Source organism: Mycobacterium sp. C31M (assembly GCF_053345865.1).
Map to the genome: position 1 here is coordinate 113,023 of NZ_JBKFAX010000005.1, position 21,524 is coordinate 134,546.

Genomic DNA, 21,524 nt, shown 5'->3' on the forward strand with positions numbered 1-21,524 from the left:
GCGTTCAGGTGAACCGGAACCAGCGCAGCGCTGCCAACGCCGAGAGCAGGCCCCAGGCTGCCAGCACCGCGATCCCGAACCAGTCCACCGACAACGTCATGGCCTGGGTCAACGCCTCGGTGAGCGCACCGGAGGGGGTCAGTCGGGCGATCCAGCGCAGCGCCGAGGGCACCGGGCCGCCATCGAGCGTCAGCGCGCCGAGGCCGGCGAAGACGAACCACAGCAGGTTGGCCAGTGCCAGCACGATTTCCGAGCGCAAGGTCCCGCCCAGCAGCAGTCCGAGGGCCGCGAAGGTGGCGGTACCGATCGCGATCACCACGGCGCCGAGCGCGAGGGCGGCGATCTCGGGCCGCCAGCCCAGTGTTATGCCGATGGCGCCCAACAGGATCGACTGCAGGAACACGACGGTCACCACGGCGAGCGATTTCCCGGCGATCACACCCCACACCGGTAATGCGGTCGCGCCCAGACGTTTCAGCGCTCCGTACCGCCGGTCGAATGCGACGGCGATGGCCTGGCCGGTGAAGGCCGTCGAGATGACCGCCAGCGCCATGATGGCGGGGGTGAACGTGGCCGCCCGGTCGGCGCCGAACTCGCCGAGTGGGAGCAGCGTGAGCCCCACCAGCAGGGTGATCGGGATGAACATGGTGAGCAGCAACTGTTCGCCGTTGCGCAGCAGCAGCTTGAGCTCGAGATTGAACTGGGCGCCGAGCATCGCACCGACGGCGGCCGGACGCGGATCGGGGGAGAAAGTCCCCGTGGCGAATCGATTGGTGGTCATCTCAGCTCCCGGCCGGTCAGATCGAGGAACACGTCCTCCAGGCTGCGCTGCTCCACGCGCATGTCGGTGGCCAGCACATTGACCCGCGCACACCATGCCGTCACGGTGGCCAACACCTGCGGGTCGATATGTCCCTCGACCAGATATTCGCCGGCGGTCATCTCGGACGCCCGATACTCCTCGGGCAGCGCCGAGATCAGCAGGGACAGGTCCAGTTTCGGCGGCGCGGTGAAGCGCAGCTGGTTCTCGGCGCCGCTGCGCATCAGCTCCGCCGGGGTGCCGGCGGCGACCGTGGCACCGTGGTCGATGATCACCAGCCGGTCGGCGAGTTCCTCGGCCTCGGTCAGCTGATGGGTGGTCAGCACCACCGTGACACCATCGCGGCGCAGCGCGTCGATCAGCTCCCACACCACGATGCGGGCATGGGCATCCATCCCGGCGGTCGGTTCGTCGAGGAACACCAGCTCGGGACGGCCGACGACCGCGCACGCCAAGGCCAGGCGCTGCTGCTGACCACCGGAGAGCCGCCGGTAGGTGGTGCGCGCGGCCTCGGTCAGCCCCAGGGTGTCCAGCAGCCACTGTGGATCCAACGGATTGGCGGCGTAGGAGGCGACCAGGTTCAGCATCTCGCCGGCCCGGGCCGCCGGGTAACCGCCGCCGCCCTGCAACATCACCCCGATGCGCTCGCGCAGCCGGGCGTTGTCGGCGGCCGGGTCGAGGCCGAGGATCTCGATGGTGCCGGAGTCCGGACGCAGGAAGCCCTCGCACATCTCGACCGTCGTCGTCTTACCGGCGCCGTTGGGACCGAGCAGCGCAAACACCTCGGCGCGGTGAACCTCGAGGTCGAGGCGATCCACCGCCGCGGGGGCAGAAGCCGGTCCGTAGCGTTTGGTCACCTCGCGCAGGCGCACGACAGCGTCAGAACCGGTGGTCACGGGGATTCAGCGTAGGCGTCGGGTCTGTGGGTCGGTGGCTCCGGTCCGGGTGGTGGGCCGGTCGGCCGGGAATCGGGGTCCGATTGCGGTAGTCCGCGCCACGGCAACCGTCGATAGGTGATGGCGATCAGGATCAGCACGATCACCGCACTGGCCAGGGTGGCGTCCACGATCTGGAACAGGGCGAACCGGTCACCGTTGGCGGTCGGCCCGAAAATACCCACCACCAGTGTGATCGCGATGGCCGACCCGCGGAATCCCGGCCGGGTGGCCCAGGTCGCCAGCGGGATGATCGCCCACAGCAGGTACCAGGGCTGCACCACCGGGAACAGCAACACGCTGGCGCCGAGTGCGACGCCGAGACCGCCCACCGGATGCAGCCGCCCGCGCAGCACGGCCAACAACAGCCAGGTCACCAGGATTGCGATGATGATCACACCGATCCCGCGGGTCAGGCCCAGGACCGAGGTGGTGTGGTCGCCGAGGCCGAGCAGGATGCCGACCTGCCCGGTGCCCAGCGCGATCAGCGTCGGAGGCGACATCCAGGACCGCACCACGTTCGCCGTGCCCAGGGTGAACAGCCAACCGAACCCCAGGCCACTGGCCCACCCGATGATCGCCATCACCGCCAGTGAGATCGCACCCAGGGAGAACCCGGCGGCCAGGAATGCCTTGACGGTGCCGCCCCAGCGCCAGGCCAGGGCCATCGCGACGAACCCGATCGCGAGCAGTGCGGGCAGTTTCACCTGGGAGGCCATCGTGATGAGCACCGTGCCTGCGGTGAGCATCGCGGCGGCCCCGGTCGGCAGCCGCCAGCTGTGCTCGCGGACGCCGTCGACCCCGCGCAGGGCGAACTCGGTACCGGCCAACATCAGACCGAGCATCAGGGCCTCGTTGTGGATACCGGCGACCAGGTGCATGAACAGCAGCGGGTTACACGGGCCCAGCCACAGCGCGCTGACCTCGGCGACGCCGCAGCGTTGCGCTAACCGCGGGGTGGCCCAGACGATCAGGCCGACACCGACCAGCACGACGAGCCGGTGGCACAGCACGGCGGCGACGATGTTGTCGCCGGTGAGCACCGAGATGCCCTCGCCGATCCACAGGAACAGCGGCCCGTACGGGGCCGGGGTCTCGCGCCACAGACTGGGCACCGACAACGTGAAGACATGGTCGAGGCCCAGGCCGGGTGCCGGTCCCACCTGATACGGATCCAGGCCGAGCCGCGCGATCTGGCTCTGCGCCAGGTACGAGTAGACGTCCTTGCTGTACATCGGCGGTGCGATGAGCAGCGGCAACAACCACAGCAGGAGGGTCCGGTCGAGCTGGCTGCGCGACATCTTGTGCGGCCCGAGCGCGAAGCGGCCGAGCATCAACCAGGCCAACGCCATCATCACCGCGCCGGTCGTGGTCATGGTCAGCGAGACGGTCTGGATGCGCGAGGGCAGATTCAGTAGCCGGACCCCGAAGGTCGGATCCTGCACCACCGGCCGGGCCCCCGCGCCGAGCGCACCGATGGCCATCAGCACCGTGCCGGTCGCACCGAACACCCGGGTGCGCCGCATCGAGATGACCTCGGCGTCGTTCAGCGGCGAGCCGGACCGCTCGTCGGCATGCCAACGGGCGACCGCGGAACTGAAGGACCCGAGGGCGGTCATTCGAGCAGCGTAGCGGCCGCCGTTTCGAGGCCCGCCGGGGTTAGGGTCGCCTTGCTGGAACTGCTACACGAATTCCGTCACAATGGTGTTGTGAAATTCCGCCAGGAGGCTCCAGGCGCGACCGCACCCGCTGCTGTCGCGCCTTCTGTGGTGTCTCCGGACGGGCATACCCGCAGCGCCATCGTGCAGATGTTGCTGGAGGGGCCCGTCACCGCCGGTGATATCGGCAGTCGGCTGGGTATCTCCGCGGCCGGGGTGCGTCGGCATCTCGACGCACTGATCGAGGCCGGTGACGCACAGGCCAGTGCGGCCGCGGCATGGCAGCACAACGGTCGTGGCCGGCCGGCCAAGCGGTACCGGCTGACCGCCGCCGGGCGCGGAAAGCTCTCGCACGCCTATGACGACCTCGCGGCCGCCGCCATGCGGCAGTTGCGCGAGATCGGCGGCGACGATGCGGTCCGCACGTTCGCCCGACGCCGGATCGACAGCCTGCTGGCCGGGGTCGACGGAGTGGAAGCCACCGGCGACGTCGAGCAGACCGCCGACGAGATGGCCGTGGCGCTCACCGACGCCGGTTATGCGACGACCACCACACCGGTGGCCGGTCCGCTGCCCGGTGTGCAGATATGTCAGCATCATTGCCCGGTATCGCATGTCGCCGAGGAATTTCCTGAGCTCTGTGACGCTGAACAGGAAGCCTTCGCCGAAATTCTGGGCACCCACGTCCAACGGCTGGCCACCATAGTCAACGGCGACTGCGCCTGCACCACCCACGTTCCGCTGCAACAAGATCGGCCCGCAGCCCGCGCCGATTCCACCACCACACAAGGAGTGTCGCGATGACCCTCACCCCCGAGACACCATTGACCCAGGAAGAGACCATCGCGTCCCTGGGCAATTACGGTTACGGCTGGTCGGACTCCGACGTCGCGGGCGCCAGCGCCCAGCGCGGTCTGTCCGAGGCGGTGGTCCGCGACATCTCGGCGAAGAAGAGCGAACCCGAGTGGATGCTCGACATCCGACTCAAGGCGCTGCGCACCTTCGACAAGAAGCCGATGCCCAACTGGGGCTCCGACCTGGACGGCATCTTCTTCGACAACATCAAGTACTTCGTGCGCTCCAGCGAGAAGCAGGCCGCCACCTGGGACGACCTGCCCGCCGACATCAAGAACACCTACGACAAGCTGGGCATCCCCGAGGCCGAGAAGCAGCGTCTGGTCTCCGGTGTCGCCGCACAGTACGAGTCCGAGGTCGTCTACCACTCGATCCGTGAGGATCTCGAGGCCCAGGGTGTCATCTTCCTGGACACCGATTCCGGACTGCGCGAGCACCCGGAGATCTTCCAGAAGTACTTCGGCACCGTGATCCCGGCCGGGGACAACAAGTTCTCCGCGCTCAACACCGCGGTGTGGTCGGGTGGCTCGTTCATCTACGTTCCGCCGGGAGTGCACGTCGATATCCCGCTGCAGGCCTACTTCCGGATCAACACCGAGAACATGGGGCAGTTCGAGCGCACCCTGATCATCGCCGACGAGGGCTCCTACGTGCACTACGTCGAGGGCTGCACGGCGCCGATCTACAAGAGCGACTCGCTGCACTCGGCCGTGGTCGAGATCATCGTGAAACCCGGTGCGCGCGTGCGGTACACGACCATCCAGAACTGGTCGAACAACGTGTACAACCTGGTCACCAAGCGGGCCCGTGCCGAGGCCGGCGCCACCATGGAGTGGGTCGACGGCAACATCGGGTCCAAGGTCACCATGAAGTACCCGGCGGTCTGGATGACCGGTGAGCACGCCAAGGGCGAGGTGCTGTCGGTGGCGTTCGCCGGCGAGGGCCAGCACCAGGACACCGGCGCCAAGATGCTGCACCTGGCGCCGAACACATCGAGCAACATCGTGTCCAAGTCGGTGGCCCGCGGCGGTGGCCGCGCCTCCTACCGTGGCCTGGTCCAGGTCAACAAGGGTGCGCACGGTTCCAAGTCCAGCGTGAAATGTGATGCGCTGCTGGTCGACACGATCAGCCGGTCCGACACCTACCCGTATGTCGACATCCGCGAGGACGACGTGACGATGGGCCACGAGGCCACCGTGTCCAAGGTCAGCGAGGATCAGCTGTTCTACCTGATGAGCCGCGGCCTCACCGAGGACGAGGCGATGGCCATGGTGGTGCGCGGCTTCGTCGAGCCGATCGCCAAGGAACTGCCGATGGAGTACGCCCTGGAGCTCAACCGGCTGATCGAACTTCAGATGGAAGGCGCGGTCGGTTAAGTGGGAGATTTGACAACGGCGGTCGAGGGCGCCGCCAAGAGCGGCTCGCTGCTCAACCTGAACAAGGGTGAGCAGTTCGCCTCGTTCGACGTCAATGCCTTCGAGGTGCCCGCCGGGCGTGACGAGATGTGGCGGTTCACCCCGCTGCGTCGGCTGCGTGGCCTGCACGACGGCAGCGCCGTGGCCTCGGGTTCGGCGCTGATCGAGGTGACCGAACGTCCCGGCGTCACCGTCGAGACCGTCGGCCGCGACGACGAGCGGCTCGGCCAGGGTGGGGTGCCCACCGATCGTGTTGCCGCCCAGGCGTATTCGGCGTTCTCGCAGGCGACCATCGTGACCGTGGCCCGCGATACCGAGGTGACCGAGCCGATCGAGATCACCATCGACGGTCCCGGTGCGGACACGGTGGCCTACGGGCACCTGCAGATCCGCGTCGAGGAACTGTCGCGCGCCATCGTCGTGGTCGACCTGCGCGGCAGCGGTGTGTACGCCGACAACGTCGACATCATCGTCGGCGATTCGGCCGGCCTGGGTGTCATCTGGATCGCCGATTGGGCCGATGACACCGTGCATGTCAGCGCGCACCACGCCAAGCTCGGCAAGGACGCCACCCTCGGTCATGTGAACGTCACCCTCGGCGGCGATGTGGTGCGCACCGCGGCGACGGTCCGCTTCACCGCCCCCGGCGGCGACGCCAAGCTGCTGGGAACCTATTTCGCCGACGACGGTCAGTTCTTCGAGTCCCGACTGCTGGTCGACCACGCACACCCGAACTGCAAGTCCGATGTGCTGTACAAGGGTGCGTTGCAAGGTGATCCGGCATCGAAGAAGCCCGACGCGCACACCGTGTGGGTGGGCGATGTGCTGATCCGCGCCGCGGCCACCGGCACCGACACCTTCGAGATCAACCGCAACCTGGTGCTCACCGACGGCGCGCGCGCCGACTCGGTGCCCAACCTGGAGATCGAGACCGGCGAGATCGCCGGTGCCGGGCACGCCAGTGCGACCGGTCGTTTCGACGACGAGCAGTTGTTCTACCTGCGTGCCCGGGGTATCCCCGAGGAGCAGGCGCGCCGCCTGGTGGTGCGCGGTTTCTTCAACGAGATCATCGCGAAGATCGCCGTGCCCGCCGTGCGTGAGCGCCTCACCGAAGCCATCGAAAAAGAGCTGGCCATCACCGCTGGGTCTGACTCAAAAGAAGAGAGAACTGTCTGATGACCACACTGGAAATCAAGGACCTGCACGCATCGGTCTTCACCCCTGAGGGGGAAGAGGTACCGATCCTCAAGGGCGTCAACCTGACCGTGAACTCGGGGGAGACCCACGCGGTCATGGGCCCCAACGGTTCCGGCAAGTCCACGCTGTCCTACGCCATCGCCGGGCACCCCAAATACACCGTCACCTCCGGGTCGATCACCCTGGACGGGCAGGACGTCCTGGAGATGTCCATCGATGAAAGAGCGCGAGCGGGGCTCTTTTTGGCCATGCAGTACCCGATCGAGGTGCCCGGGGTGTCGATGTCGAACTTCCTGCGCACCGCGGCGACCGCCGTGCGCGGTGAGGCGCCGAAGCTGCGGCACTGGGTCAAAGAGGTCAAGGGGGCGATGGCCGATCTGGAGATCGACGCCGCCTTCGGCGAGCGCAGTGTCAACGAGGGATTCTCCGGTGGCGAGAAGAAGCGCCACGAGATCCTGCAGCTCGGTCTGCTCAAGCCGAAGATCGCCATCCTCGACGAGACCGACTCCGGCCTGGACGTCGACGCGCTGCGGGTGGTCAGCGAGGGCGTTAACCGCTACAAGGAAGCCGAGAACGGTGGCGTGCTGCTGATCACGCACTACACCCGCATCCTGCGCTATATCCACCCGCAGTTCGTGCACGTGTTCGTCGGTGGCCGCATCATCGAATCGGGTGGCCCCGAGCTCGCCGATGAGCTCGAGAACAACGGCTACGTGCGCTTCACCCAGCCCGCATCCGCCTAGGAGAGATAGGAGTCCCGAGCATGACAATTGTCGGCAGCGCCGTGGATCTGGAGAGGATCGCCCGCATCCGCGCGGACTTTCCCATCCTGAACCGGGTGATGCGCGGCGGTTGTCAGCTCGCCTATCTGGACTCCGGTGCGACCTCGCAGAAACCGCTGCAGGTGCTCGACGCCGAGCGCACCTTCCTGACCACCTCCAACGGTGCGGTGCACCGCGGTGCACACCAGCTGATGGAGGAGTCCACCGACGCCTACGAGCAGGGGCGCGCCGATATCGCCGCGTTCGTGAGTGCCGATGACGACGAGCTGGTGTTCACCAAGAACGCCACCGAGGCCATCAACCTGGTGGCCTATGCGTTGGGGGACAGGCGGTTCGAGAACGCGGTCGGGCCCGGGGACGTCATCGTCACCACCGAGCTGGAGCATCACGCCAATCTGATCCCGTGGCAGGAGCTGGCGGCCCGGACGGGTGCCACCCTGAAGTGGTACTCGGTGACCGATGACGGGCGTATCGATCTGGACTCGCTGGAACTGGACGCGTCCGTGAAGGTTGTTGCCTTCACTCATCATTCGAATGTCACCGGTGCGGTGGCCCCGGTCGCGGAGTTGGTCCGCCGGGCCAAGGCGGTCGGCGCACTGACCGTTCTGGACGCCTGCCAGTCGGTGCCGCACCAGCCGGTGAACTTCCACGCACTCGACGTCGATTTCGCGGCGTTCTCCGGGCACAAGATGCTCGGTCCCACCGGCATCGGGGCGCTCTACGGCCGCCGCGACCTGCTCAATGCGCTGCCGCCGTTCCTGACCGGTGGCTCCATGATCGAGACCGTCACCATGGAGAAGGCCACCTACGCCGCGGCCCCGCAGCGTTTCGAGGCCGGTACCCCGATGACGTCGCAGGTGGTCGGATTGGCCGCGGCCGCACGCTATCTCGGCGCGATCGGGATGGATGTCGTCGAGGCGCACGAGAACGAGTTGGTGTCCGCCGCGCTGGCCGGCCTGGGCACGGTGCCCGGTGTGCGGATCATCGGCCCGGCCGGCATCGAGCATCGTGGTTCGCCGGTGAGCTTCGTGGTGGACGGGATCCACGCCCACGACGTCGGGCAGGTGCTCGACGACGAGGGAGTTGCCGTGCGGGTCGGTCATCACTGTGCCGCACCGCTGCACCGCCGGTTCGGTATCACCGCGACGGCGCGGGCGTCGTTCGCGGTGTACAACACCCTCGACGAGGTGGACCGGCTGGTCGCCGGGGTACGGCGCGCGGTGGAATTTTTCGGTTCGGCGGGTAGGAGCGAAGCGACCGGGGATCGATGATGCGAATGGAACAGATGTACCAGGAAGTGATCCTGGACCATTACAAGCATCCGCATCACCGCGGGCTGCGTGAGCCGTTCAATGCCGAGGTCCATCACGTCAACCCGACCTGTGGGGATGAGGTGACACTGCGGGTGACGTTGTCCGCCGACGGCGACACCGTCGCCGATGTCTCCTATGACGGGCAGGGCTGTTCGATCAGCCAGGCCGCGACCTCGGTGTTGACAGACCAGATCATCGGCCAGACCGTCGGCGACGCTCTCAAGACGGTGGCATCGTTCACCGAGATGATTTCCTCGCGCGGAACGGTTGAAGGGGACGAGGATGTCATCGGTGATGGCATCGCCTTCGCCGGGGTCGCCAAGTATCCGGCGCGGGTGAAGTGTGCACTGTTGGGGTGGACGGCCTTCAAGGCCGCACTCGCCGACGCCAGCCATGATGTGGAGGACAAGCGATGAGCGAGACAGAAGCGGTCGGTACCGATCCAGTGAACGAGGAACTATTGGCCGACGTCGAAGAGGCCATGCGCGACGTCGTCGATCCCGAACTCGGGATCAACGTCGTGGACCTCGGCCTGGTGTACGGCATGAACCTCGAAGAGGGCGAGGCCGGCACAGTTGCGCTCATCGACATGACGCTGACCTCGGCGGCGTGCCCGCTGACCGATGTCATCGAGGATCAGACCCGCACCGCGTTGATCGGTGCCGGGCTGGTCAACGAGATCAAGCTGAATTGGGTGTGGAACCCGCCGTGGGGTCCGGACAAGATCACCGACGACGGCCGCGAGCAGCTGCGCGCACTGGGCTTCACCGTCTGATCGCCGGCGAACGCGGGTGATCACCATCCCGGCGTTCGTATGGCGCTGGGGCCTGGTCGGTCGAGCGCTGATCACCGGTGCGGCCATCGGGTTCGGACTGGGTGTGCTCGCCTGGGTCGATTCGGGTTTGCCGGCCGCGGGCTTGAGCGTGTTCGTGGTGGTCGGCGTCGGCTACGGAGTGTGGACGTCGCGGCGGATGCGCCGCTTCTGGCCGGCGGCCGCGCAGCTGTGCGGATCTGACCGCGTGGCGGTGGTGCGCGCGGTCCGCAGCGGTCACCCGATATCCGAGGCCAGGCTGGCACCGTCGGCCGCCGACTACCGAGACGGACTGCATGCCGCAGCGGCTGCGTCCGGACCGGTGCGTTGGCTGCTGCCGACGGTGCTTGTGGTCGCGCTGGCGGCCGCCTTGTGGGACAGCATGTTCGGTTCCTGGGGCAACCTCGTGGTGTCGGCGGTTTATCTCGGGTTGATGGGCGCCGAGGTGTGGTGGTGGCCGCGGCACCGAGACCGGCTGCTGGCCAACGCCGACCGTTCGTGCCGCACCGACCGTGATGTGCTGCCGTAGAGCGGCTTTCGAGACCTGCCCGGCGCACACGACGGCTGGTGCGATTACAGCAACTCCGCGAGCGCGAACGGAAGGTCGCGCCGACGGGCGGAAATCGCACTTGGATGCCCGATCCACGGATCGTGGCGAATTAACTGACCGCGTTCTGGCGACTCCGGATGGCACTCGCTATTTGAATTCAAGATCACCCGCCGGCATATTTGCTGCACTCGTTAATTGACGCCGAAAATACATTTTTCGAATTTAGCTGTACGCTCTGTACGTCTCGGATACTGTCTGAATCGCGACGGCCCCCCGCCGCAGGCTCGGTCAAATCTGTAGTGGCACCACATGTTCCAAAGCGGTGATCAGTCTCGGTGGGATCGCCGTCACCGTTCGCGGTCTGCTGTGTGACGAGTTGAGTTTGCGCTGTGAGTTAGTAAATGGTTCTCGTACCGTTCCCTCCGCATTTCATCTGAAGTCACGCCCTCCCGCATATTCCCGTGAGCAGATGAATGGGGTTATGTGCATGGCTGATGACGCCAAGAACACCGCCGGCTACCGCTTTTGGCTGGGCGCTTCAGTGATGGCGGCCGGGCTGGGAGCCGCCGTCGCGTCCGGGCAGGGGCTGGCCACCGCGGCGGCCGACGAGGGGGCAGGATCGGGCAGCGCCAGCTCAGAGGCATCATCTGCCGGCGATGCGGGTCCGTCGGCTGCGACCTCACCCACGACGGCGCGGACGGCCGGTGACCGCGGACTGCGGTCGCCCCGCACGGCAATGCGCGCGCGTACCGCGGCGACCGCTCCGCGTCCGTTGGTGCGCCTGGATGCGACGACACAGCGAGACACCTCGACGGCGGTCGAGCCCGGTGACGGCGACCCACGCACCGTCACCGTCGAGGTTGCCGACGTCGAAATCGACACCACCCCAACCGATACCAAGCAAACGGATACCGCGGACGGTCTGATCATCGACGCGGTATCGGAGCAGCCGTATGACCGCCGTCGAGCCGATCACGACACCCGGCCCGCACGCGCCGACCGGGACAGCAGCCGAGCGGACGCCGGTGAGGCGGCGCAGCCACCCGAGCAGTCGACGACCGGTTCCGCGGCAGCCGAGGTCGCCCTTACCACGGCGGCCGCGGCACCGACCGCCGCAGCGGACAAACCCGTCACGTTCGGTAGTCTGATCTCGAACTTCATGTCGCGCCTGGGATTCAAGCCCTTCAACTTCAACTTCTTCACGGTGTCCCTACCCAAGATGGTCAACAACTTCTGGCGCGATATCCGCACTCGACTGTTCGGCGCACCGGCCACCCCGGTGGTGGTGCCGCCGACCAATCCGGGCACCCCGGCCAACCCGGGACCGGTCACCACACCGCCGGCCACTCAGGAGCCGGTGTTGTTGTGGGAGACGAACTTCAGCTCCATCGAGGAGGCCATGGAGGCGTGGTCGCTGCAGAGCGGCCGGTGGGGCGCCGTGGCGGGGGAGAACCAGTACTACACACCCGATTTCTCCAATGTCACCGTCGACGCGAACGGGCACCTGATCATCAGCGTGCGGCGTGGCCCGACCCCGGACAACGCGGCCGCGCCGAACAACTACACCTCGGCCCGAGTGGTGAGCTTCGGCAAGCAGAGCGTGCAGCCCAACAGCCGCATCGTGGCCCGCATGCAGCTGCCGTACTCGAAGGGGCTGTTGCCGGCGTTCTGGATGGTGGGCCTGGAACCGGGGCACGAGTTCGACTGGCCGCGCCAGGGCGAGGTGGACATCGTCGAATACCCGGGTTTCGGCACCGAGGAGGGCAAGACGCACTGGACCGGCAACGTGCACGGCCCGGCAGCCGACGACAACACCGTGGACGTCAAACTGCACAACATCGGCGGCAATCTCGGTGTCGACCTGTCCCAGGGCTTCCATGACTACGGAATCGACTGGTATCCCGACCGGATCGTCTGGCATATCGACGGTGTCCAGACCGGGCAGATCACCCAGGCCCAGTACGAGGCGCTCGGCGGCGACTGGACACCGTTCTCCGGTGCGTGGCCGCACTACCTGATCCTCAACGTCGCCGTCGGCCATGACTGGACCGGCGACCCCGATCCGAGGGCGCAGTTCCCGACGCAGGAGATGAAGGTCGACTGGGTGCGGGTGTACTCGCTCGCGGACTGATACGACGGCCCGGTCGGCAGGGGCGATACTGGGAATTGCACACGTCGCCCCAACGTTAGGAAGATCGTGAGTACAAAGGACATCACCGCAGCCGAATTCAAGTCGATCATCGACGAGAACGAGATCGTGATCGTCGACTTCTGGGCGACCTGGTGCGGTCCGTGTCGGGCCTTTGCCCCGACGTTCGGCGCGTCGGCGGACAAGCACCCCGACGTCGTGCACGCCAAGGTCGACACCGAGGCCGAGCCGGAACTGGCCCAGGCCGCCGAAATCCAGGCCATCCCGACGCTGATGGCGTTCAAGAAGGGGCATCAGGTGTTCCGGCAGTCCGGCGCACTGGGCCCCGCACAACTCGAAGACCTGATCGCCAAGATCAAGGAGTTCGACATCGACGCGGCCGTCGCGTCCCAGCAGAACTGACGTAGCCGCCCCGGTCGCGACGACGCACGCGATAGCGTGCACGTCGTGACGGCGCACAGCGACTTCGTAACGGTCTCCCAACCCGAGCCGGGCGTGTGTTTGGTCACGCTGAACCGCCCCGAGCGGATGAACTCGATGGCCTTCGACGTCATGGTGCCGCTGGGCGCCGTGCTGGCCGACGTGCATCACGACAACTCGGTGCGGGTGGTCGTGCTGACCGGAGCCGGGCGCGGGTTCTCCTCGGGTGCCGACCACAAATCGGCCGGTTCGGTACCGCATGTCGACGGACTCACCCGGCCCAGCTTCGCGCTGCGGTCCATGGAAGTGCTCGATGAGGTGATCCTGGCGTTGCGGCGGTTGCATCAGCCCGTCATCGCGGCGGTCAACGGTGCCGCGATCGGCGGTGGACTGTGCCTGGCGTTGGCCTGTGATATCCGTATCGCCGCAGGTGGCGCCTATTTTCGGGCGGCGGGCATCAACAACGGTCTGACCGCCAGCGAGCTGGGGTTGTCCTATCTGCTGCCCCGCGCCATCGGGGCGTCGAGGGCCTTCGAGATCATGCTCACCGGGCGTGACGTCGATGCCGCCGAGGCCGAGCGCATCGGGCTGGTGTCCAGCGTGGTACCCGAGGACGAGCTGCTGTCGCGGTGCTTCGAGATGGCGCGCGGAATTGCCTCGTTCTCGCGGCCCGGAATCGAGTTGACCAAGCGCACGCTGTGGAGTGGACTGGACGCCGGTAGCCTGGAAGGCCACATGCAGGCCGAAGGTCTGGGCCAGCTCTATGTGCGTCTGCTCACCGCCAACTTTGAGGAAGCGGTCGCCGCACGCAAAGATAAGCGGGATCCGGTGTTCACCGATGAGCGCTTGCGCGAAGAGTCGACGAGCACCGACGACCGGAGCGCTGAGCACACGTAGTGCATTCATGAGGAGGTAGTTGCGTGATCACCGCAACGGACCTGGAGGTCCGCGCCGGGGCGCGCACACTGCTGTCCATCGACGGTGCCGCGCTGCGCATCCAGCCCGGCGACCGGATCGGTCTGGTGGGCCGCAACGGGGCCGGTAAGACCACCACCATGCGGATCCTCGCCGGGGAGGGCGAGCCGTATGCCGGCAAGGTCGAGTCGACCGGTGAGATCGGCTACCTGCCGCAGGATCCGCGCGAGGGCGACCTCGATGTGCTGGCCCGCGATCGGGTGCTCTCGGCCCGCGGCCTGGACACCCTGCTCTCCGACCTGGAGAAGCAGCAGACACTGATGGCCGAGGTCGCCGACGACGACGCCCGCGACAAGGCGGTGCGCCGGTACGGTCAGCTCGAGGAACGTTTTGCCGCCCTCGGCGGATACGCCGCCGAGAGCGAAGCCGGACGGATCTGCGCCAGCCTGGGCCTGCCCGACCGGGTGCTCACCCAGCCGCTGCGCACACTGTCCGGCGGCCAGCGGCGCCGGGTGGAACTGGCCCGCATCTTGTTCGCCGCCGGCGGAGGATCAGGTACCGGCTCGTCCAACACCACCCTGTTGCTCGACGAACCGACCAACCACCTCGATGCCGACTCGATCGGCTGGCTGCGTTCCTTCCTGCAGAACCACACCGGTGGGCTGGTGGTCATCAGCCATGATGTCGACCTGCTCGCCGATGTGGTCAACCGGGTCTGGTTCCTGGACGCCGTACGTGGCGAAGCAGATGTCTACAACATGGGTTGGCAGAAGTACCTCGACGCCCGTGCCACCGACGAGCAGCGCCGCCGCCGCGAGCGCGCCAATGCCGAGAAGAAGGCCGGCGCGCTGCGGGCTCAGGCCGCCAAGATGGGCGCCAAAGCCACCAAAGCCGTTGCCGCGCAGAACATGTTGAAGCGGGCCGAACGGATGATCGCCGAGCTTGACGACGAGCGGGTGGCCGACAAGGTGGCGCGCATCAAATTCCCCGTGCCCGCACCCTGCGGTAAGACTCCGCTGGTGGCCAAAGGGCTGACCAAGACCTACGGTTCGCTGGAGATCTTCACCGGTGTCGATCTGGCCATCGATCGTGGTTCGCGGGTGGTGGTGCTGGGGCTCAACGGTGCCGGTAAGACCACGTTGCTGCGATTGCTGGCGGGCACCGAAAAGGCCGACGCCGGCGGGTTGGAGCCTGGGCACGGCCTCAAGATCGGCTACTTCGCGCAGGAGCACGACACCCTCGACAACGAGGCGTCGGTGTGGGAGAACATCCGGCACGCGGCCCCGGACACCGGCGAGCAGGATCTGCGAGGTCTGTTGGGCGCGTTCATGTTCACCGGACCGCAGTTGGACCAGCCGGCCGGCACGCTGTCCGGTGGTGAGAAGACCCGACTGGCGCTGGCCGGGCTGGTGGCCTCGACAGCGAACGTGCTGCTGCTCGACGAACCGACCAACAACCTCGACCCGGCCTCACGCGAACAGGTGCTCGACGCATTGCGCAGTTATCAGGGCGCGGTGGTGCTGGTGACCCACGACCCGGGCGCGGCCGAGGCGCTGGACCCGCAGCGTGTGGTGCTGCTGCCGGACGGCACCGAGGACTTCTGGTCCACCGAGTACCGCGACCTCATCGAATTGGCATAAAGCCGGTCAAGGCATTTGCTCGAATACGGCGTGTGCCGTTTTGCCGATTCCTACTCTGGGTATCCGCCTCAAGGATCGGGAGTGGGGAGAAGATCGATGAGGGAAACGGATAAGGCCCGTGAGCAGATCCTGACCGACCTGCGCAGCGCGTACGAGCGCGGCGCGAGTATCCGGTCACTGGTCGCCCAGACCGGCCGTTCGTACGGATCGGTGCACAGCATGTTGGTCGAGTCCGGCACGCGGATGCGCAGCCGGGGTGGACCCAACCATCGCCGCCGAGCGGGCTGATCAGCGGGGTTGACGCACCGAATCCTCGACGAGGTCCAGTACCGCGCTGAGGTTTTCGGTGCCCTCGCCGGATGCCAGCCGGGCTACGAGCCCGTCGAGCACCAGGTCGAGGTAGGTCTGCAGCACCGCGCCGGGTACATCCTCGCGTAGCCGACCGGCCTGTTTCTGCTTGCGCAACCGTTCGGTGGTGGCCGCCGACAGTTCGGCGGACCGCTCGGCCCAACCCTGGTGGAACGCAGGGTCATTACGCAGTTTGCGGGCGATCTCCAACCGCGTGACCAGCCAGTCGAACTGGTCCGGCGCGGCCAGCAGATCGCGCATCACCTGGATCAGTCCCTCGCGCGCGGCGACGTCCGCCATCCGTTCGGCATCCTCGCGGGCAAGTTCGAAGAACAGCGTGTCCTTGTCCCGGAAGTGATGAAAGATCGCGCCGCGCGACAGCCCGATGGTGTGTTCGAGCCGCCGCACGGTCGCCTTCTCATAGCCGTACTCGGCGAAGCAGCGCCGGGCGCCGTCGAGGATCTGGCGGCGGCGCGCCGCCAGATGATCGTCGGTAACCCGAGGCATTACTAGGACTTCAGCATGTTGCGCAGGACGTACTGCAGGATGCCGCCGTTGCGGTAGTAGTCCGCCTCACCGGGGGTGTCGATCCGGACCACCGCGTCGAACTCGACCTTGGAACCATCTTCCTTGGTCGCGGTCACCTTCACCGTCTTCGGGGTCTTGCCCTCGTTGAGTTCGGTGATGCCGGTGATGTCGAAGGTCTCGGTACCGTCCAGCTTCAGCGACGCGGCCGACTCACCGGCCGGGAACTGCAGCGGGATGACACCCATACCGATCAGGTTCGACCGGTGGATGCGCTCGAAGGACTCGGTGATGACCGCGCGCACACCCAGCAGCGTGGTGCCCTTGGCCGCCCAGTCGCGCGAGCTGCCCGAGCCGTACTCCTTACCGCCCAGCACGACCAGCGGGATGCCGGCCTTCTGGTAGTTCACCGACGCGTCGTAGATGAACGCCTGCGGCGCGTCCTTCGCACTGGCGGACTGAGTGAAGTCGCGGGTGTAGCCACCGGAGACATCATCGAGCAGCTGGTTCTTGAGCCGGATGTTGGCGAAGGTGCCGCGGATCATCACCTCGTGGTTGCCGCGACGGCTGCCCAGCGAGTTGTAATCCTTGCGCTCGACCCCGTGCGCGTCGAGGTACTGCGCTGCCGGGGTGCCCGGCTTGATGGCACCGGCCGGGCTGATGTGGTCGGTGGTCACCGAATCGCCCAGCAGGGCAAGCACTCTGGCACCGCTGATGTCCTGAACCGGCTCCGGCTCGGCGGGCATCCCGTCGAAGTAGGGAGCCTTGCGCACGTAGGTGGACTTGTCGTCCCAGGCGAAGGTATTGCCCTCCGGTACCTGCAGCGAGCGCCAGCGCTCGTCACCCTTGAACACATCGGCGTAGGACTCGGCGAACATCTCGCGGTTGATCGAGGAGGCGATGGTCTCCTCGATCTCCTGGGCAGATGGCCAGATGTCCTTGAGGAACACGTCATTGCCGTCGTGATCCTGGCCCAGCGGTTCTGACTCGAAGTCGAAGTCCATGGTGCCCGCGAGTCCGTAGGCGATGACCAGCGGCGGCGATGCCAGGTAGTTCATCTTCACATCGGGGGAGATGCGGCCCTCGAAGTTGCGATTGCCGGACAGCACGGCCGTGACCGAGAGGTCATTGTCGTTGATGGCCTTGCTGATCGCGTCGGGCAGCGGGCCGGTGTTGCCGATGCACGTGGTGCAGCCGTAGCCGCCCAGGAAGTAGCCGAGCTTCTCCAGGTACGGCCACAGGCCGGCCTTGTTGTAGTAGTCGGTGACGACCTGGCTGCCCGGCGCCATGTTGGTCTTGACCCAGGGCTTGGTGGTCAGGCCCTTCTCGACGGCCTTCTTGGCCAGCAGTGCCGCGCCGAGCATGACCGACGGGTTCGAGGTGTTGGTGCACGAGGTGATGCCCGCGACGACGACGGCGCCGTGGTCGAGCACAAAGTCACCGCGCTCCTCGTCGTGGACCTTGACCGGCTTGGACGGCCGGCCCTCGGCGCCGTTGGCGGCGTTCGGGATGATCGCGTCATCGTCGGCGAAGGACAGCACCGCCGGATCGCTGGCCGGGAACGACTCCTCGACGGCCTCGTCGAGCTTGGTGTGCTCGACCGGCAGGTTCTCTTCCACGTAGTTGTGGATGTCCTTGCGGAAGGCGGTCTTGGCGTCGGACAGCTCGATGCGGTCCTGCGGACGCTTGGGGCCCGAGATCGAGGGCACCACGGTGGACAGGTCCAGCTCCAGGTACTCGGAGAAGACCGGCTCGGAGTCCGGGTTGTGCCACATGCCTTGCGCCTTGGCGTAGGCCTCGACCAGCGCCAGCTGCTCGTCGGAGCGACCGGTCAGGCGCAGGTAGTTGATGGTCTCCTCATCGATCGGGAACGACGCTGCGGTGGAACCGAATTCGGGGCTCATGTTGCCCAGGGTGGCGCGGTTGGCCAGCGGCACCTCGGCGACACCCTTGCCGTAGAACTCGACGAACTTGCCGACCACACCGTGCTTGCGCAGCATGTCGGTGACGGTCAGCACGACGTCGGTGGCGGTCACGCCGGGCTTGATCTCGCCGGTCAGCTTGAAGCCGACGACGCGGGGGATGAGCATCGACACCGGCTGGCCCAGCATGGCGGCCTCGGCCTCGATACCGCCGACGCCCCAGCCCAGCACGCCCAGACCGTTCTGCATGGTGGTGTGGCTGTCGGTACCCACACAGGTGTCCGGGTAGGCCACCCCGTCGCGCTCGAAGACGACGCGGGCCAGGTACTCGATGTTGACCTGGTGCACGATGCCGGTGCCCGGCGGGACGACCTTGAAGTCGTCGAACGCGCCCTGGCCCCAGCGCAGGAACTGGTAGCGCTCGGTGTTGCGCTCGTATTCGAGTTCGACGTTGCGCTCGAAGGCGCCGGCGTTGCCGAACACGTCCAGGATCACCGAGTGGTCGATGACCATTTCGGCCGGCGACAGCGGGTTGACCTTGTCCGGGTCGCCGCCGAGTGCCGCCACGGCCTGGCGCATGGTGGTGAGGTCGACGATGCAGGGCACACCGGTGAAGTCCTGCATGAGTACCCGGGCCGGGGTGAACTGGATCTCGATGCTCGGCTCGGCCGACGGATCCCAGTTGGCGATGGCCTCGATGTGGTCCTTGGTGATGTTCGCGCCGTCCTCGGTGCGCAGCAGGTTCTCCGCGAGCACCTTCAGGCTGTAGGGCAGCTTCTCGGTTCCGGGTACCGCGCCGAGGCGGTAGAACTCATAGCTTTTGTCCCCGACGGTCAGCGTGTCGTGGGCACCGAATGAATTTACGCTGGTCACATCAACTCCCGGCTAGATCTTGCCGCGGACGGGCTGTGTCGGCGGCACCACTGATCCTAACAGTACGCTTGTCCTGCATTAGAGGGCGGGTGGGGTCAAGTCTTCTCCAGTCCGGCGCGCTGTGCGACCTGGTTGGCCAGATGGTGGGATACCGTTCGGTGGTGACCGGACCGCACGTACTGCCACACCTGCCCGCCTACATCCCGCCGGGAGTGGACATGGTCGCGGTCAACGATCAGGTGGGCGCCGGCGGCGTCAGCGCTCCGGCCGGTGCGGATACCGCGGGCCTGCAGCAAGTGGTGGCGGCCGCCAACGCCGACGGTATCGACCTCAAGATCGTCGTGATCGAGCAGAACCCGCCGATCGACACCCCGCTGCGGGATATCGCCACCGAGGTGGGCGAGAACTTCCCCGGTTCGACGGTGCTGGCCATCAGTCCGGGCTTCGCGGGAACCTATAGCCAGGTGTTCGACCGGGTCACCCTGGAGGCGGGTCAAGACCTCGCGAAAACCGGCGATCCGGTCCAATCTTCGAAGAATTTCGTCGCCGAGTTACAAACGCCGGACTTTAGCTGGATGCCGTTTACCATTTTGTTGGTACTGGGCGTTGCTGTGGCCGCTATTTTCACCCGTGTAATGCAGGTTCGCGCGAAGCGTTCGGTTGCCGACGACCCTGCCGTGACGGCTGTCGATTAATTCGCGCAACACATTCATCGAATTCGAATATCACCATTCGATAACGCTCGATCCAATTACATTCATGTAATTTGTGGCTAAAGTTTCTTTAGCGCGTCCTGTGACGTACGGTGCAAACAGTGCTTGGTGTTGCAGCTGTGATTGATGTGACTCCTGACACGAATGTGAAGTGCCAAGACGTTCGCGTTGAGCCCTAGGAGACTTGAGTCGAATGAGACGCACCCCAGGCGCCTCCGCGTCCCGCCTCTATGGGCGAGTCTGTGCCATTCCCGTCTCGGTGGGCCTGCTGTGCGCGGGTGTCCTACCGCACGGTCCGATCACCGGACCACTGGCCATCGCCGATCCGGTGAAGCCGGAGGGCATTGCGGCACTGGTCGCCGCCGTCGCCGATGCCAACCAGAAACTGCAGGACCTCGGGGCCGCGGTCCAGGTGCAGCAGGAGAGTGTCAACAAGGCCATCGTCGAGGTGCAGAACGCCCGCGACAATGCCGCCACCGCCGCCGCCGCGGTCGAGGCAGGCCAACGTGGTGTCGCCGACGCGAACACCGCGATCGCCGACGCGCAGCGTCGTGTCGACACCTATGCCGTCGCGGCCTATGTCAACGGGCCGTCGGCGTCCTATCTGACCGCGGCCGACCCGGATGCCGCGCTGCAGACCGCCGCCGCCGGACAGGCCCTGGCCGTCGGCTCGCAGCAGGTGCTGGCCGACCTGCAGGCTGCACGCACCGAACAGGTCAACCGGGAGTCCGCGGCGCGGCTGGCCAAGCTCAACGCCGACAAGGCCGCCGCCGACGCCCAGGCCAGCCAGGACGCCGCCGTGGCCAGCCTGACCCAGGCCCAGCAGACCTTCGGATCCCAGCAGGTCGAACTCGACCGGCTGAGCGCCGAACGCAGTGCGGCACAAGCGAAGTTGGACGCCGCCCGGCCTCCGGCCCCGGCCGCGGCGCCGTTGGCGGCTCCGAGTGCGCCCGCACCGGCCGGCCGCGCTCCTGCGGTTCCGGGCCCGTCGACCGCAGGGCCGTCGCCCGACTGGGACCGCCTGCCCGGTGGACCGGCGCCCGCGCAGTCCAGCCAGTGGGACCTGACGCTGCCGGCGATCCCGAGTGCCTTTGTCAGTGGCGATCCGATCGCGATCATCAACGCGATCCTGGGCATCATGCAGACCTCTGCCCAACTGACCGCGGACATGGGCCGCAATTTCCTGCAGAAACTCGGCATCCTTCCGACACCGACCGGCTTCACCAACAACGGGGCCATCCCGCGGGTGCACGGACAGGCGGCCTCCGAGCACGTCATCAAACGGGCCATGTCGCAGATCGGGGTGCCGTACTCCTGGGGTGGCGGCAACGCCGCGGGCAAGAGCAACGGTATCGACGGTGGCGCCGGCACAGTCGGTTTCGACTGCTCCGGGCTGGTGCTGTATGCCTTCGCCGGTGTCGGCATCAAGCTGCCGCACTATTCCGGCGCACAGTACGACATGGGCCGCAAGATCCCCACCTCGCAGATGCGTCGCGGTGACGTCCTGTTCTGGGGACCGGGCGGCAGCCAGCACGTGGCCATCTACCTCGGCAACAACCAGATGATCGAAGCGCCCTATACCGGTTCGCACGTCAAGATCTCGCCGGTGCGCACCAGCGGTATGACGCCGCACGCCGTCCGCTATATCGAGTACTAGATCTGCATTACCGACAACGTTGGGAA

20 protein-coding genes are annotated in these 21,524 nt (G+C 66.6%); 15 read left to right on the forward strand and 5 right to left on the reverse strand.

The genetic code is table 11. The features are described from left to right. Positions 1-4: 4 nt before the first annotated feature. The 3 genes from ACLBYA_RS09685 to mptB are packed head-to-tail and all read right to left on the reverse strand — an operon-like array spanning position 5 to position 3,374. On the reverse strand, positions 5-781 hold the full coding sequence (locus ACLBYA_RS09685) for an ABC transporter permease (RefSeq protein ID WP_447709178.1): 777 nt from the start codon (positions 779-781) through the stop codon (positions 5-7). Next, a complete protein-coding gene (locus ACLBYA_RS09690) occupies positions 778-1,716 on the reverse strand; it encodes an ABC transporter ATP-binding protein (RefSeq protein ID WP_447709179.1) in 939 nt (312 codons plus the stop codon). Before ACLBYA_RS09690 ends, ACLBYA_RS09685 begins: the two co-directional genes overlap by 4 nt. Next, the gene (gene mptB / locus ACLBYA_RS09695) at positions 1,713-3,374 is read right to left on the reverse strand and encodes a polyprenol phosphomannose-dependent alpha 1,6 mannosyltransferase MptB (protein WP_447709180.1); all 1,662 of its coding nucleotides are present in this window, start codon (positions 3,372-3,374) and stop codon (positions 1,713-1,715) included. The genes ACLBYA_RS09690 and mptB overlap by 4 nt, the downstream gene beginning before the upstream one ends. Positions 3,375-3,464: 90 nt before the next feature. Between mptB and ACLBYA_RS09700 the strand changes: the two genes are divergently transcribed. The 13 genes from ACLBYA_RS09700 to ACLBYA_RS09760 all read left to right on the forward strand — a co-directional run bounded on the left by ACLBYA_RS09700 (position 3,465) and on the right by ACLBYA_RS09760 (position 15,748). Next, positions 3,465-4,217 carry a helix-turn-helix transcriptional regulator gene (locus tag ACLBYA_RS09700; RefSeq protein ID WP_447709181.1) on the forward strand — a complete coding sequence of 251 codons (753 nt, stop codon included), beginning with the start codon at positions 3,465-3,467 and terminating at the stop codon, positions 4,215-4,217. Next, positions 4,214-5,644, forward strand: coding sequence for a Fe-S cluster assembly protein SufB (sufB, locus tag ACLBYA_RS09705; protein ID WP_304106832.1), 1,431 nt, complete (start codon positions 4,214-4,216; stop codon positions 5,642-5,644). Before ACLBYA_RS09700 ends, sufB begins: the two co-directional genes overlap by 4 nt. Then, the gene (sufD, locus tag ACLBYA_RS09710) at positions 5,645-6,859 is read left to right on the forward strand and encodes a Fe-S cluster assembly protein SufD (protein WP_447709182.1); all 1,215 of its coding nucleotides are present in this window, start codon (positions 5,645-5,647) and stop codon (positions 6,857-6,859) included. It begins immediately after the preceding gene. Beyond that, positions 6,859-7,623, forward strand: coding sequence for a Fe-S cluster assembly ATPase SufC (gene sufC / locus ACLBYA_RS09715; RefSeq protein WP_447709183.1), 765 nt, complete (start codon positions 6,859-6,861; stop codon positions 7,621-7,623). The genes sufD and sufC overlap by 1 nt, the downstream gene beginning before the upstream one ends. A gap of 20 nt (positions 7,624-7,643) precedes the next feature. Beyond that, a complete protein-coding gene (locus ACLBYA_RS09720; protein WP_447709184.1) occupies positions 7,644-8,933 on the forward strand; it encodes a cysteine desulfurase in 1,290 nt (429 codons plus the stop codon). Then, positions 8,933-9,391 (forward strand): Fe-S cluster assembly sulfur transfer protein SufU, encoded by a 459-nt coding sequence (sufU, locus tag ACLBYA_RS09725; protein WP_447709185.1) that lies wholly within the window; start codon positions 8,933-8,935, stop codon positions 9,389-9,391. Before ACLBYA_RS09720 ends, sufU begins: the two co-directional genes overlap by 1 nt. Then, a complete protein-coding gene (locus tag ACLBYA_RS09730; RefSeq protein WP_447709186.1) occupies positions 9,388-9,750 on the forward strand; it encodes a metal-sulfur cluster assembly factor in 363 nt (120 codons plus the stop codon). The genes sufU and ACLBYA_RS09730 overlap by 4 nt, the downstream gene beginning before the upstream one ends. A gap of 16 nt (positions 9,751-9,766) precedes the next feature. Then, a complete protein-coding gene (locus ACLBYA_RS09735) occupies positions 9,767-10,315 on the forward strand; it encodes a hypothetical protein (protein WP_447709187.1) in 549 nt (182 codons plus the stop codon). A 508-nt stretch (positions 10,316-10,823) separates the two neighbouring features. Further along, positions 10,824-12,467, forward strand: coding sequence for a glycoside hydrolase family 16 protein (locus tag ACLBYA_RS09740; protein WP_447709188.1), 1,644 nt, complete (start codon positions 10,824-10,826; stop codon positions 12,465-12,467). A 66-nt stretch (positions 12,468-12,533) separates the two neighbouring features. Then, positions 12,534-12,887, forward strand: a complete 354-nt coding sequence (trxA, locus tag ACLBYA_RS09745; protein ID WP_447709189.1) for a thioredoxin — start codon at positions 12,534-12,536, stop codon at positions 12,885-12,887. Between the two features lie 45 nt (positions 12,888-12,932). Next, a complete protein-coding gene (locus ACLBYA_RS09750; RefSeq protein ID WP_447709190.1) occupies positions 12,933-13,802 on the forward strand; it encodes an enoyl-CoA hydratase in 870 nt (289 codons plus the stop codon). 23 nt (positions 13,803-13,825) lie between these two features. After that, positions 13,826-15,460 carry an ABC-F family ATP-binding cassette domain-containing protein gene (locus ACLBYA_RS09755; protein WP_447709191.1) on the forward strand — a complete coding sequence of 545 codons (1,635 nt, stop codon included), beginning with the start codon at positions 13,826-13,828 and terminating at the stop codon, positions 15,458-15,460. Positions 15,461-15,556: 96 nt separating this feature from the next. Beyond that, positions 15,557-15,748 carry a helix-turn-helix domain-containing protein gene (locus tag ACLBYA_RS09760; protein WP_447709192.1) on the forward strand — a complete coding sequence of 64 codons (192 nt, stop codon included), beginning with the start codon at positions 15,557-15,559 and terminating at the stop codon, positions 15,746-15,748. Here the strand turns inward: ACLBYA_RS09760 and ACLBYA_RS09765 are convergent, their stop codons facing one another. Together ACLBYA_RS09765 and acnA are read right to left on the reverse strand one after the other, a co-directional pair. Next, positions 15,749-16,315 carry a TetR/AcrR family transcriptional regulator gene (locus ACLBYA_RS09765; RefSeq protein ID WP_447709193.1) on the reverse strand — a complete coding sequence of 189 codons (567 nt, stop codon included), beginning with the start codon at positions 16,313-16,315 and terminating at the stop codon, positions 15,749-15,751. A 2-nt stretch (positions 16,316-16,317) separates the two neighbouring features. Next, on the reverse strand, positions 16,318-19,128 hold the full coding sequence (gene acnA, locus ACLBYA_RS09770) for an aconitate hydratase AcnA (RefSeq protein ID WP_447709194.1): 2,811 nt from the start codon (positions 19,126-19,128) through the stop codon (positions 16,318-16,320). 161 nt (positions 19,129-19,289) lie between these two features. Between acnA and ACLBYA_RS09775 the strand changes: the two genes are divergently transcribed. Beyond that, positions 19,290-19,823 carry an Rv1476 family membrane protein gene (locus ACLBYA_RS09775; RefSeq protein ID WP_447709195.1) on the forward strand — a complete coding sequence of 178 codons (534 nt, stop codon included), beginning with the start codon at positions 19,290-19,292 and terminating at the stop codon, positions 19,821-19,823. A 211-nt stretch (positions 19,824-20,034) separates the two neighbouring features. Further along, positions 20,035-21,498 (forward strand): NlpC/P60 family peptidoglycan endopeptidase RipA, encoded by a 1,464-nt coding sequence (gene ripA / locus ACLBYA_RS09780; RefSeq protein WP_447709196.1) that lies wholly within the window; start codon positions 20,035-20,037, stop codon positions 21,496-21,498. Positions 21,499-21,524 lie beyond the last annotated feature (26 nt).

Excerpts from the sequence above, each read along its gene's own strand:
- ACLBYA_RS09760 (WP_447709192.1), top strand. The coding sequence starts at position 15,557 with ATGAGGGAAACGGATAAGGCCCGTGAGCAGATCCTGACCGACCTGCGC.
- sufC (WP_447709183.1), top strand. The coding sequence starts at position 6,859 with ATGACCACACTGGAAATCAAGGACCTGCACGCATCGGTCTTCACCCCT.
- mptB (WP_447709180.1), bottom strand. The coding sequence starts at position 3,374 with ATGACCGCCCTCGGGTCCTTCAGTTCCGCGGTCGCCCGTTGGCATGCC.
- sufB (WP_304106832.1), top strand. The coding sequence starts at position 4,214 with ATGACCCTCACCCCCGAGACACCATTGACCCAGGAAGAGACCATCGCG.
- ACLBYA_RS09720 (WP_447709184.1), top strand. The coding sequence starts at position 7,644 with ATGACAATTGTCGGCAGCGCCGTGGATCTGGAGAGGATCGCCCGCATC.
- sufU (WP_447709185.1), top strand. The coding sequence starts at position 8,933 with ATGCGAATGGAACAGATGTACCAGGAAGTGATCCTGGACCATTACAAG.
- ripA (WP_447709196.1), top strand. The coding sequence starts at position 20,035 with ATGAGACGCACCCCAGGCGCCTCCGCGTCCCGCCTCTATGGGCGAGTC.
- ACLBYA_RS09740 (WP_447709188.1), top strand. The coding sequence starts at position 10,824 with ATGGCTGATGACGCCAAGAACACCGCCGGCTACCGCTTTTGGCTGGGC.
- ACLBYA_RS09730 (WP_447709186.1), top strand. The coding sequence starts at position 9,388 with ATGAGCGAGACAGAAGCGGTCGGTACCGATCCAGTGAACGAGGAACTA.
- ACLBYA_RS09765 (WP_447709193.1), bottom strand. The coding sequence starts at position 16,315 with ATGCCTCGGGTTACCGACGATCATCTGGCGGCGCGCCGCCGCCAGATC.
- ACLBYA_RS09685 (WP_447709178.1), bottom strand. The coding sequence starts at position 781 with ATGACCACCAATCGATTCGCCACGGGGACTTTCTCCCCCGATCCGCGT.